Here is a 10053-nt window from a genome sequence, read left to right as displayed (position 1 = left end):
CGAGAACCCGGAAGATGCAGCGACGATCGAGCGCGTGCGCGCGCAAGTGGCCGAGCTGACCAAGCGTTTCCCGGTCTATCGCTGATCCGGCATGCGCTGCCCGTTCTGCCGGCATGAGGACACGCAAGTCGTCGACTCGCGCGTGTCCGAAGATGGCGCCGCGATTCGTCGGCGCCGTCGTTGCTCGGCTTGCGACAAGCGCTTCACGACGTACGAGCGGGTTGAACTGAACCTGCCGGCCGTCGTGAAGAAGGACGGCAGCCGCACGGAATTCGACCGTCGCAAGATCGTCGCCAGCATGCAACTCGCGCTGCGCAAGCGGCCGGTTGCGGCTGACGCGATCGACGCGGCGGTCGCCCGCATCGAATATCAACTGCTCGCAACCGGCGAGCGTGAAGTGCGTAGCGAGAAGCTCGGCGAACTCGTGATGAACGAGTTGCGCGGCCTCGATACGATCGCCTATGTCCGTTTCGCATCGGTTTACCGCCGGTTCGAGGACGTTTCCGAATTTGCCGACGTAATCGAAGAGTTCCGTCGCGCGTCCCCCTCCAAGCCTCCGCGTAAGCGCTGACGCGCTGCGTTCGTTCATCGTCTTCTCCGTGGGTCCAGTTCGCGCCGATTGTGTCGGCCGCGATCGCATGTCGCCAGTCGGCCGTTCGGCTAATGGCGCGCGTTCGCTCGCATCGCTACAGTCGTCGCATCACGTTGACGGAGGGCGATGGCGATGGGATTGCACCGGCAAGGCGTTGAAAAACGCATGCGATGCTGCGGCGGCTTCACGCTCGTCGAGCTGATGGTCGCGATCGCGCTGGCGGCCGGGATCGGACTTTACGCAGCACCCGCATTCGATCAGTGGCGCATGCGCGAACGCGTGGATGCCCGCTCGCGCGCGCTGCTCGGTGCGCTGTCGTTTGCGCGCACCGAGGCGACGCGTCTCGGCGTGCGCGTCACCCTGTGCAGGGCCGGGCGCGACGGCGATTGCGTGCGTTCCGGCGAGCGGTGCGACCCGGCGGAATGGTCGTGCGGCTGGATCGTCAGCGGGCAGTTCGACGGGCAGTCGCGCGTGCTGCGGCGCTATCCGCGCGATGCCGATATCGCCGTCGCGGGCGCGGCGCACGATCTGGCATTCGCGCCGCCGGCGGGCCAGGTGATCGGCGGAATCCGGCGTTTCGAATTGCGTCCGCAGCGGGCGCTGCCCGGCGACGACGCACGCGTGTCGCGCTGCATCCGGATCGCGGCGGGCGGCCGGGCGCGCATCGCCGCCGGCCGTTGCGACGCGGCATGAAGCGCGCGCGCAAGTCGATGCACGGCACGTCGCTGCTCGAAGCGGTGCTGGCCGTCGCGCTGCTCGCAACCGTGATGCTGGCCGTGGCCGGCAGTCAGCTCGCGATGACGCGCGCGCAACGGGCGACGATCTGGCGTGAGCGCGCGCTGTGGCTGGCCGACGCCCGCATCGAGCGCCGGCACGCAGCGGCAGGCGCCGACGACGGCATCGCGGCGCTCGTCGCTGCATCGTTGCCCGGCGGCACGATGACGCTCGACGATGGGCCGGCCGGTGTCCGCTACGTGATGGTCGGCTGGCGCGACACCGACGTCTCCGTGGCGCCTTCGACGCGATGCGAAGGCTCGGCGGCAACGGTCAAGCAGGCGTCGTGTGTGCGGATGCCGTTTCGGGAGGCCGAGGCCAATGCCAATGCCGATCAACGCTGATCGCCGCAGCCGCGCGCATACGCTGCTCGAAGTGCTGATCGCAATGACCGTCGGTCTGCTCGTGCTTGCCGCTACCGGTGCGCTGTACCACACCCAGCGCGTCGCGCAGCGGCGGGCGGAAGACGGGTTCCGGATGCGCGATGCGGCTGCGACCGCCCTGATGCTGATCGGCCAGCAGATCCAGATGGCCGGGTTTCGCCCGCTCGATGTCGAAGGCGTGTCATCGCTGCCGCCGGTGTTCGGCTGTTCCGCGGGGCGTGTGCGAGGCGATGGCGCGCAGGTGCGCTGCGAAGCCGTGCGCGTGGCGTCGGATGCGGTGCTGGTTCGGTATGTCGGCGATACCGTGTCGACATGGCCGACGATCGGCGCACAGGTGTCGGATTGTCTCGGGCAGGGTGTCGGCGCGCCCGGTGAGCGGCCGTTCGTGGAAAACCGTTTCGACGCGCATGTCAGTCCGTCGACAGGCGAGCCCGAGTTGTACTGCGAGGGAAGCGGGCGCCCGGGTACGCCGCAACCCGTCGTGTCCGGCATCGACCAGTTGCGCGTGCGTTACCTGCGTCGCGAAGGCGCGCAGTTCGTCAGCGCGGCGGCGATGGGGGCCGGCGACTGGCGTGATGTCGTCGCCGTGCATGTCTGCGTGCGGGCGCGTGGAGAACCGATGCGCGGGCCCGCGCGTCATGTCGATTGCGACGGTCGCACGGCTGTTTCGCCGGATGGTCGCGCGCATCTGGTGCTGCATCGCATCGTCGCGTTACGGAATGCCGCGGTCGCATTCGCCGATCCCGTCCGCGACGCGGCGCAGGACCGTGAGGTGTTGCGATGATCCGCGCAAACGGCTTCGCCGGCGAGCTTGCGATGCGAATCGCGGCAGGCCGCGCAAGGAGGCGCGTCGTGGCCTTCCGCGACGTGCGGCACGCGGTGAGGGCCTCATGCTGAACGGAAGAACCACGCGCGCACGCCTTCCGTCCACCAGCCGCGGCTGGCGTCGCGAGGCGGGCCTGGCACTGCCTGCCGTGATCGCGGTCGGCGCGGCGGTCGCCGCGCTGACCGGTACATGGTTCGAATCCGCATTGACGGAATCGCGCCGCGCGCGTGCGTTGTCGGATCGGCTGATCGCATTCCACGCGGCCGATGCAGCGCTGGCAGCCTGCACTGCGCGCTTGCTTCGGGGCGGGGCACTGTACATGGACGAACCCGGATCACCCGCCGAGCCGGATGCCTGGCGGCGTACGCCTGCGCTGGGCGTCGCCGATGCATTTGCCCCGTTCGCTTCCTGGCCGATGGCGGCCCAGCCGCCGCGTTGCCTGATCGAAGCCTGGCGAGGCGCCGGTCCGCAAGGGAGTCGCGCTTATCTCGTCACCGCGCGTGGCGTCGGCGGCCATGCGTCGAGCGTGGTCTGGCTGCAGAGCCAGGTCGCGCTGCGCGACGGACGCATCGTTGCGCAGCGCTGGCGTCGCGTCGCGGCGGTTCATCGATGAAACGGCCTGCATTGCCGTGCCGGTCGGCGGCGTTCACGTTGCTCGAACTGATGATCGTGCTCGCGATCGTCGCCGTGCTGGCCGGGTGGGGGATCCCGTCGTATCGCGAGCATGTCGCGCGCGTGCATCGCGCATCCGCGGTCGCCGCGCTCTACCGCGCGGCTCAATATCTCGAAACGCTCGACGGCGCACCGCCACAGACGCTGCCGGACGCATATGCTCACGCGCCGCCGGACGGGCAGGCGGTCTACAGCGTGGCGTTGCGGCGCGCGGTCGGCGACGATGCGCCGGTGGCCTACGAACTCGTTGCGCGCCCGCTCGATGCCGGCCCGATGCGCGACGACGCATGCGGCGCGTTCACGCTGCGTGCGGACGGAACGAAAGGCAATGCGGGATCGGACGACGGAGCGGCCGATGCACAGGCGCGGGCATGCTGGGGCGTGCGCTGATCACGCGATCACGCACGGGACACGCGCAACGGCGCGGGGCCGTGTGCGCCTGTCGTTGCGTGTCAGTCGTCGTTCGCGGCAGTGCCGCGCGCGTCGCGCGACTGTTTCCAGATCCGGTAGACCTCCCACGCGGCGAAGCCGAGGCCGCCCCACTTCAGTGCGGGGCCCGCACTCGCGCGCAGCAGCGAACGAACGGGTTTCGCCAGCACGAGCGACGCGAGCGAACTCAGCATCGGATACTGGTTGACGAGTTGGCCCAGGCTCGCGTTCAGGTTCTTGGCGGACTGGCTGAACTTGCCGCTCGACAGGCCGGGGACGAATACCTTGAGCCAACTGAAGCGCGTGACGGCGTGGCGCATTTCGGCGGCGGCTTCGGCAAGCTCGAGCCGCTCGACCTCGGATCGCAGGATCAGCAATTCCTTGCGGAGCGCACGATGCTGCGATGCGCTCCAGTTCGATCGCGACGAATGGGGGCGGGGTGGATTGCCCGTGACGTTCTGGCTCATGGCGCGTCGGCGAAGTAGGTGAGAGGGGTGAACTCGACCGCGTTCACGGCTTGCCGCGGAAGATTTCGCGGTCTTTCTCGAGCTCGGCGAGCGTCGCCTCGAACACGGTCGGCGCGTCGCGCAGGCCCGCCCGCGCCTTCAGCGCACATACGACGCCGGCGATCGCGTACAGCGCGGTGATGGCCGCGAGCGACTGCCAGCGATAGGTGTCCCAGAACGCGATCGCGACGAGCACGGTCAGGCTGATGAGCGCCATCGTCGCGAGCATCATGGCCGCGAGCCCGAGGAACAGCACGCCCATCAGGCGTTCCTTCTCCTCGGCGAGTTCGATGCCGACCAGTTCGAGGCGCGTTTGCAGGAGGCCGATCGCGGAGCCGACGAGGCGGCGCAGCGGTCCCTGGCCGGACGGCTGCGGGTGAGTGTCTGTCGTCATGGATGAGGCGCTTGTGCGCGCAATGAGCGGCTAGGTCAAAGCCGGCCGGTGGCGAACCGCCGGCCGGCTTCGGCACGCATGTGCCGCACCGGGCGGCACATGGGGCGGAACGGCGCTGAGCGCGTTACTTGCGGTTGATCAGCAGGCCGATCAGCACGCCGACGCCGGCGGCGACGCCGATCGACGTCCACGGATGCTCGTGCACGTAGTCGTCGGTCGCGCGCGCGGCCTTCTTGCCTTTCTCGACCACCACGACCTGGACGTCGGTTGCCTTTTCCTTGGCCTGCTTCAGGCGCGACATGGCTTTCTCGCGCAGTTCGGCCGCACGGTCGCCCGTGCTGCTCGCCGCTTGCTTGAGCAGATCCTCGGCGTCCGCGAGAACGGTTTTGATATCCGACATCAGTTTCTCCTTGTTGATTTCCGACATTGCAACTCCCTTCATGCTGTCATGCTGCAGGTTCACATCGTAGCGAAACGCCTGCCCGCTGGCGAGCCGGGACGACACACGACAGCAGTGCAAGACTGCATGGTAAACGACTCGTAATGCTCAACAGAGCAGCAGACGGCACGAAAAGTTTCCCTGACCGCTATCCGTCGCGCTTCGCCACCCGGCAAAAATGACAAAAAAGTATGAATATCAAACGTAATAATCGTTCGCACGGCCCATTGCTTCCCGTAAGCTGATGGACTGTCCCGCGCCGTCCCGCGCGCGGTTTCAACCAGCATCGTTCGAGGAGGGAACATCATGAGTCTGCGTCTTGGCGACATCGCACCGGATTTCGAGCAGGAATCGAGCCTGGGCTCCATCAAGTTTCACGAGTGGCTGGGCGACAGCTGGGGCGTCCTGTTCTCGCACCCGGCCGACTACACGCCGGTGTGCACGACTGAACTCGGGCTGACCTCGAAGCTGAAGGGCGAGTTCGAGAAGCGCAACGTGAAGGTGATCGCGCTGTCGGTCGACGGCGTCGAATCGCACAAGGGCTGGATCAACGACATCAACGAAACGCAGTCGACGGTCGTCGGTTTCCCGATCATCGCCGACGCGGACCGCAAGGTTTCGCAGCTGTACGACATGATCCACCCGAATGCGAACGAAACGCTGACGGTGCGCTCGCTGTTCGTGATCGACCCGAACAAGAAGGTGCGGCTCACCATCACCTATCCGGCCAGCACCGGCCGCAACTTCGACGAAGTGCTGCGTGTGATCGACTCGCTGCAACTGACCGACAACTACAAGGTCGCGACGCCCGGCAACTGGAAGGACGGCGACGACGTCGTGATCGTGCCGTCGCTGCAGGATCCGGAAGAGCTGAAGCAGCGCTTCCCGAAGGGCTTCAACGCGGTGCGTCCGTACCTGCGCCTCACGCCGCAGCCGAACAAGTAAACAGCGGCTGCCGCATCGGCGGCGCGTGACGCACGCGCGCGCCGATGAAAAACGGCCCGCCCGGCAGCGATGCCGGGCGGGCCGTGTCGTTTCAGCGTCGGCGATGCGGCGCGAAGCGCGCCGCGTATTGCCGGCGAATGATCAGAAGAATGCCTGGATGCCCGTCTGCGCGCGGCCGAGGATCAGCGCGTGAATGTCGTGCGTGCCTTCGTACGTGTTGACCACTTCGAGGTTCACGAGGTGGCGCGCGACGCCGAATTCGTCCGAGATGCCGTTGCCGCCGAGCATGTCGCGCGCGAGCCGCGCGATGTCGAGCGCCTTGCCGCACGAGTTGCGCTTCATGATCGACGTGATCTCGACGGCCGCCGTGCCTTCGTCCTTCATCCGGCCGAGACGCAGCACGCCCTGCAGGCCGAGCGTGATTTCGGTCTGCATGTCGGCGAGCTTCTTCTGGATCAGCTGGTTCGCGGCGAGCGGCCGGCCGAACTGATGGCGATCGAGCACGTACTGGCGCGCGGTGTGCCAGCAGGACTCGGCCGCGCCGAGCGCACCCCAGGCGATCCCGTAGCGCGCCGAGTTCAGGCACGTGAACGGGCCGCGCAGGCCGCTCACGTTCGGCATCAGGTTCTCTTCGGGGACGAACGCTTCGTCGAGGACGATCTCGCCGGTGATCGATGCGCGCAGCCCGACCTTGCCGTGGATCGCGGGCGCCGACAGGCCTTTCCAGCCCTTCTCGAGGATGAAGCCGCGGATTGCGTCCTGGCCGTTTTCTTCGAGCTTCGCCCACACCACGAACACGTCGGCGATCGGCGAGTTGGTGATCCACATTTTCGCGCCGGACAGCGAATAGCCGCCGGGCACCTTCTTCGCGCGCGTGACCATGCTGCCCGGGTCGGAGCCGTGGTTCGGCTCGGTCAGTCCGAAGCAGCCGATCCATTCGCCGCTCGCGAGCTTCGGCAGGTATTTCTGCTTCTGCGCGTCCGAGCCGAATTCGTGGATCGGCACCATCACGAGCGACGACTGCACGGACATCATCGAGCGGTAGCCGGAGTCGACCCGCTCGACTTCGCGCGCGATCAGGCCGTAGCTCACGTAATTGAGGCCGGGGCCGCCGTATTCTTCCGGAATCGTCGGGCCGAGCAGACCGATCTCGCCCATCTCGCGGAAGATCTCGGCGTCGGTGCGTTCATTGCGGAACGCCTCGGTGACGCGCGGCGCGAGCTTGTCCTGCGCGTACGCGTGCGCCGCGTCGCGCACCATCCGCTCTTCTTCGGTCAGTTGCTGGTCGAGCAGCAGCGGATCGTCCCAATGAAAAGTTGCAGCGGTCATCGTTTCATCTCCTGTCGGCCCGAGTTGGCGCTTCAGCGCCTACTCGGGCCCCATGCTTCGCGGTCGGCCCGAGTTGGCGCTTCAGCGCCTACTCGGGCCCCATGCTTCGCGGTCGGCCCGAGTTGGCACATCAGCCCTTGCTCGGGCCCCATGCTTCGCGGTCGGTCCCGGGTTGGCGCTTCGTTGCCTGGCCCGATGTCTAAAGTTCGCTTGACTGAAGTTCCGCTGTGCGGAACAATGTTTTGCAAAACGAACCCAGTGTAGCATCAGATGACACTTTCAACCATCGACGAAACCACGATCGACGAGCGCAAGTTCGTCGTCGCGCTCGCGCGCGGGCTCGACCTGCTGCGCGCATTCCGGCCCGGCGAGACGATGCTCGGCAATCGCGACTTCGCGGAGCGCACCGGATTGCCCAAGGCGACGGTAAACCGGCTTGCCTATACGCTGACCGTGCTCGGCTACCTGCGCTACGACGAGACGCTCGGAAAGTATGCGCTCGACGCCGGCGTGCTGTCGCTCGGCTACGCGCTGCTGTCCGGCTCGGGGACGCTCGATCTCGCGCGGCCGCACATGCAGGCGCTCGCGCGCGAGATCGGTGCGGCCGTGTCGCTCGGCTGCCGCGACGGGCTCGACATGATCTATCTGGAGACGATCCGCAGCGAAACGGCGCTGACGCTCGGGCTGGCGCCCGGCTCGCGGCTGTCGATGCTGACGAGCTCGATGGGGCGCGCGTACCTGGCCGTGCAGCCGGAGGAGGTGCGCCGCGCGCTCTATGCGGATCTGCACCGGGCGGCCGGCGGCGCGGCCGACGCGGATGCGCTGGTCGCGGCCGCGCAGGACGCGGTGGCCGAATTCTCCGCGGGCGGATGCTGTTATTCGTTCCGCGCGTGGCACATGGACGTGAACGCGGCGGCCGTACCGTTTCGCGAGCCGCGCGAGGGGCGCTGGCTGATCCTGAGCTGCAGCGGGCCTGCGTCGTCGATGGGCGAGGACGTGTTCCGCACGCAGGTCGGGCCGAAGCTGAAGGCGCTCGCGCAGCGGCTCGGGCAGACGGTCTGAAGCGGGCACCGCGCGCGGCGCGGCGCCGGGGTGTTCGGGCACCGGAGCGGACGCCGCCGCCGGTTGCGGCGCGTGCGAACCGCGCTCATCATCGTCCACCTGCTTCCCGACGATGACGAGGTTCGCGATGTCCCACCCGGAAACCATGGAAGGCGGTTGCGCATGCGGGGCGATCCGCTACCGGATCGCCGGCGTTCCGGCCGACGCCGGCTTTTGCCATTGCCGGCTCTGCCAGCGCACGACGGGTGCGGCAGTCGTTGCGTCGGCCTCGGTGCCGATCGACGCATTCGAGTATCTGCAGGGCGAGCCGACGGTCTACGCGTCGAGCGCGTGGGGCGAGCGGCGCTTTTGCGGCCGCTGCGGCGCGCAGCTCGAGTACCGGCTGGCGGATGCGCCGACGACCGTGGAAATCAACTACGCAACGCTCGACGAGCCGGCGCGGCTGCGTCCCGCTTGGCACGTCTGGTACGGGGATCGTTTCCCGGGCATCGAGATCGCCGACGATCTGCCGAAATACACCGACGGCGGAAGAGACTAGGCCGCGGCCATCGACGGCGACGCGGCGGCATCGAACCCGCGAGCGCGTTCAACGCAGGTTCGACCCTTGCGCGTGACGGATAAAGCATCGAGACCCGCGCGGCATCGCGCCTCGAACGACACGGCGCGCCGACACCCCGACCCCGCCGCAACACGTTCGCTGAACCGAATCCACGATCCTGCGCGGCGCGCCCCGCGCGCCGGCAGCCTCACCGTCAATCAGGCCGGGACGACCTTCGCGAACACCGGCCCCTGCATGAACCGCACGTCGTGCTGGCGCAGCAGCTCGCACTGCGTTTCGTCGACGACGCCGTCGAAGATCAGCGGAATCCGCACGCGCTGCGCATACGCGACCAGCGCCTTCACCATCCCGTCGCGCAGCGCGATGCCCGCATCCATCTTGATGTAGTCGGGCCGCGCCATCTCCGATTCGACCGCGAGGATCCGGCCCGGATCGGGCAGCTTGTCGGCGACCTTGAAGCCGTGATGCTGGTAGCTGCGCGTCAGGTAGCCGAGGAAGGTCTTGTGCGCGACGGCGACCGCCGGCAGCTCGATCACGATCCGCTCGGTCGGCAGCCCGAAACGCTGCAGCACCGACGAGAAATGCTTGCCGTGGTCGTACTTCACGCTCTTCAGCAGCCGTTCGTGCACGCGCAGGAACAGCAGCCCGTGACGTTGCGCGCCGAAGAAGTTGATCGCGTGTAGCGCGCGCGACAGCCGGTCGATCGCGACGAGCGTCTGGTCGTCGACGGCCGAGTCGACCGGGTCGTGCGGCGCGCCCGTGACCAGCGTGACGGCCTGGAAGCCAAGTTCGTCGCCGTAGCGCTCGATCGCGTCCGCGAACGACGTCGACTGCGGCGCGCCGGGCATCGTCACGTCGTAGATCGGTTCATACGCGCTCGCGAGCGTGCGCTCCGGCAGATTGGCGCACGCGGTGCCGCCTTCCGCGAGTGCAAGGTGTTCCCGCAGATACGGCAGTTGCCCGGCACGGACGACCAGCTCGGGAATGTTGGGCGGAATCATCGGCGTAGGAAGGAAAAATGGCGGCCAAAACGGCCGCCTCATGTCTCGATATTAGCAGCGCACGCCGGGCTCGGCTTGGCGTTTCGCTCATATGGTTATCCCGTCCTGGAGCCGATGGCTAGGGTTTACGTCGATTTCACTA

14 protein-coding genes are annotated in these 10053 nt (G+C 67.5%); 9 read left to right on the top strand and 5 right to left on the bottom strand.

The window, feature by feature from the left end; all coding sequences use genetic code 11:
• Positions 1-91: 91 nt before the first annotated feature.
• From nrdR to U5771_RS27115, 6 genes are all read left to right on the top strand, one after another.
• On the top strand, positions 92-571 hold the full coding sequence (gene nrdR / locus U5771_RS27140; protein ID WP_006760615.1) for a transcriptional regulator NrdR: 480 nt from the start codon (positions 92-94) through the stop codon (positions 569-571).
• A 153-nt stretch (positions 572-724) separates the two neighbouring features.
• Positions 725-1285 (top strand): GspH/FimT family pseudopilin, encoded by a 561-nt coding sequence (locus U5771_RS27135; protein WP_322026827.1) that lies wholly within the window; start codon positions 725-727, stop codon positions 1283-1285.
• Positions 1282-1710, top strand: a complete 429-nt coding sequence (locus U5771_RS27130) for a hypothetical protein (protein WP_322026825.1) — start codon at positions 1282-1284, stop codon at positions 1708-1710. The genes U5771_RS27135 and U5771_RS27130 overlap by 4 nt, the downstream gene beginning before the upstream one ends.
• Positions 1694-2533: a PilW family protein gene (locus U5771_RS27125; protein WP_322026824.1), complete on the top strand. Its 840-nt coding sequence runs from the start codon at positions 1694-1696 to the stop codon at positions 2531-2533. The genes U5771_RS27130 and U5771_RS27125 overlap by 17 nt, the downstream gene beginning before the upstream one ends.
• A 106-nt stretch (positions 2534-2639) precedes the next feature.
• On the top strand, positions 2640-3188 hold the full coding sequence (locus tag U5771_RS27120; protein ID WP_322026823.1) for a hypothetical protein: 549 nt from the start codon (positions 2640-2642) through the stop codon (positions 3186-3188).
• On the top strand, positions 3185-3637 hold the full coding sequence (locus U5771_RS27115; RefSeq protein WP_322026822.1) for a type IV pilin protein: 453 nt from the start codon (positions 3185-3187) through the stop codon (positions 3635-3637). Before U5771_RS27120 ends, U5771_RS27115 begins: the two co-directional genes overlap by 4 nt.
• A 62-nt stretch (positions 3638-3699) precedes the next feature.
• Here the strand turns inward: U5771_RS27115 and U5771_RS27110 are convergent, their stop codons facing one another.
• The 3 genes from U5771_RS27110 to U5771_RS27100 all read right to left on the bottom strand — a co-directional run bounded on the left by U5771_RS27110 (position 3700) and on the right by U5771_RS27100 (position 5003).
• On the bottom strand, positions 3700-4143 hold the full coding sequence (locus U5771_RS27110) for a DUF3318 domain-containing protein (protein ID WP_322026821.1): 444 nt from the start codon (positions 4141-4143) through the stop codon (positions 3700-3702).
• A gap of 43 nt (positions 4144-4186) precedes the next feature.
• Positions 4187-4576: a phage holin family protein gene (locus U5771_RS27105; protein WP_322026820.1), complete on the bottom strand. Its 390-nt coding sequence runs from the start codon at positions 4574-4576 to the stop codon at positions 4187-4189.
• Positions 4577-4700: 124 nt separating this feature from the next.
• The gene (locus U5771_RS27100) at positions 4701-5003 is read right to left on the bottom strand and encodes a DUF883 family protein (protein ID WP_006754606.1); all 303 of its coding nucleotides are present in this window, start codon (positions 5001-5003) and stop codon (positions 4701-4703) included.
• A gap of 318 nt (positions 5004-5321) precedes the next feature.
• On the opposite strand from U5771_RS27100, the gene U5771_RS27095 reads away from it, so the two are divergent.
• Positions 5322-5960 carry a peroxiredoxin gene (locus tag U5771_RS27095; protein ID WP_124614344.1) on the top strand — a complete coding sequence of 213 codons (639 nt, stop codon included), beginning with the start codon at positions 5322-5324 and terminating at the stop codon, positions 5958-5960.
• Between the two features lie 141 nt (positions 5961-6101).
• On the opposite strand, the gene U5771_RS27090 is transcribed toward U5771_RS27095, so the two are convergent.
• Positions 6102-7289: an acyl-CoA dehydrogenase gene (locus tag U5771_RS27090; protein ID WP_322026819.1), complete on the bottom strand. Its 1188-nt coding sequence runs from the start codon at positions 7287-7289 to the stop codon at positions 6102-6104.
• Positions 7290-7559: 270 nt separating this feature from the next.
• Between U5771_RS27090 and U5771_RS27085 the strand changes: the two genes are divergently transcribed.
• Both U5771_RS27085 and U5771_RS27080 read left to right on the top strand, forming a co-directional pair.
• Complete coding sequence (locus tag U5771_RS27085; RefSeq protein ID WP_322026818.1) at positions 7560-8351, top strand: IclR family transcriptional regulator; 792 nt, start codon at positions 7560-7562, stop codon at positions 8349-8351.
• A 127-nt stretch (positions 8352-8478) separates the two neighbouring features.
• The gene (locus U5771_RS27080) at positions 8479-8889 is read left to right on the top strand and encodes a GFA family protein (RefSeq protein WP_322026817.1); all 411 of its coding nucleotides are present in this window, start codon (positions 8479-8481) and stop codon (positions 8887-8889) included.
• A 218-nt stretch (positions 8890-9107) separates the two neighbouring features.
• Here U5771_RS27080 and U5771_RS27075 read toward each other — a convergent pair whose 3' ends face one another.
• Complete coding sequence (locus U5771_RS27075) at positions 9108-9911, bottom strand: EAL domain-containing protein (protein ID WP_322026816.1); 804 nt, start codon at positions 9909-9911, stop codon at positions 9108-9110.
• Between the last annotated feature and the right edge of the window lie 142 nt (positions 9912-10053).

Origin of the sequence: Burkholderia sp. BCC1977 (genome assembly GCF_905339595.1) — a bacterium.
In the GTDB taxonomy this organism is placed as follows: Bacteria; Pseudomonadota; Gammaproteobacteria; order Burkholderiales; family Burkholderiaceae; genus Burkholderia.
The sequence above is the reverse complement of the archived record's forward strand: the minus strand, read 5'-3'. Positions and strand labels throughout refer to the sequence as shown.

Bases quoted from the DNA above. Each gene is read 5' to 3' on its own strand.
- nrdR (WP_006760615.1), top strand. From the start codon at position 92: ATGCGCTGCCCGTTCTGCCGGCATGAGGACACGCAAGTCGTCGACTCG.
- U5771_RS27135 (WP_322026827.1), top strand. From the start codon at position 725: ATGGGATTGCACCGGCAAGGCGTTGAAAAACGCATGCGATGCTGCGGC.
- U5771_RS27130 (WP_322026825.1), top strand. From the start codon at position 1,282: ATGAAGCGCGCGCGCAAGTCGATGCACGGCACGTCGCTGCTCGAAGCG.
- U5771_RS27125 (WP_322026824.1), top strand. From the start codon at position 1,694: ATGCCGATCAACGCTGATCGCCGCAGCCGCGCGCATACGCTGCTCGAA.
- U5771_RS27120 (WP_322026823.1), top strand. From the start codon at position 2,640: ATGCTGAACGGAAGAACCACGCGCGCACGCCTTCCGTCCACCAGCCGC.
- U5771_RS27115 (WP_322026822.1), top strand. From the start codon at position 3,185: ATGAAACGGCCTGCATTGCCGTGCCGGTCGGCGGCGTTCACGTTGCTC.
- U5771_RS27110 (WP_322026821.1), bottom strand. From the start codon at position 4,143: ATGAGCCAGAACGTCACGGGCAATCCACCCCGCCCCCATTCGTCGCGA.
- U5771_RS27105 (WP_322026820.1), bottom strand. From the start codon at position 4,576: ATGACGACAGACACTCACCCGCAGCCGTCCGGCCAGGGACCGCTGCGC.
- U5771_RS27100 (WP_006754606.1), bottom strand. From the start codon at position 5,003: ATGTCGGAAATCAACAAGGAGAAACTGATGTCGGATATCAAAACCGTT.
- U5771_RS27095 (WP_124614344.1), top strand. From the start codon at position 5,322: ATGAGTCTGCGTCTTGGCGACATCGCACCGGATTTCGAGCAGGAATCG.
- U5771_RS27090 (WP_322026819.1), bottom strand. From the start codon at position 7,289: ATGACCGCTGCAACTTTTCATTGGGACGATCCGCTGCTGCTCGACCAG.
- U5771_RS27085 (WP_322026818.1), top strand. From the start codon at position 7,560: ATGACACTTTCAACCATCGACGAAACCACGATCGACGAGCGCAAGTTC.
- U5771_RS27080 (WP_322026817.1), top strand. From the start codon at position 8,479: ATGTCCCACCCGGAAACCATGGAAGGCGGTTGCGCATGCGGGGCGATC.
- U5771_RS27075 (WP_322026816.1), bottom strand. From the start codon at position 9,911: ATGATTCCGCCCAACATTCCCGAGCTGGTCGTCCGTGCCGGGCAACTG.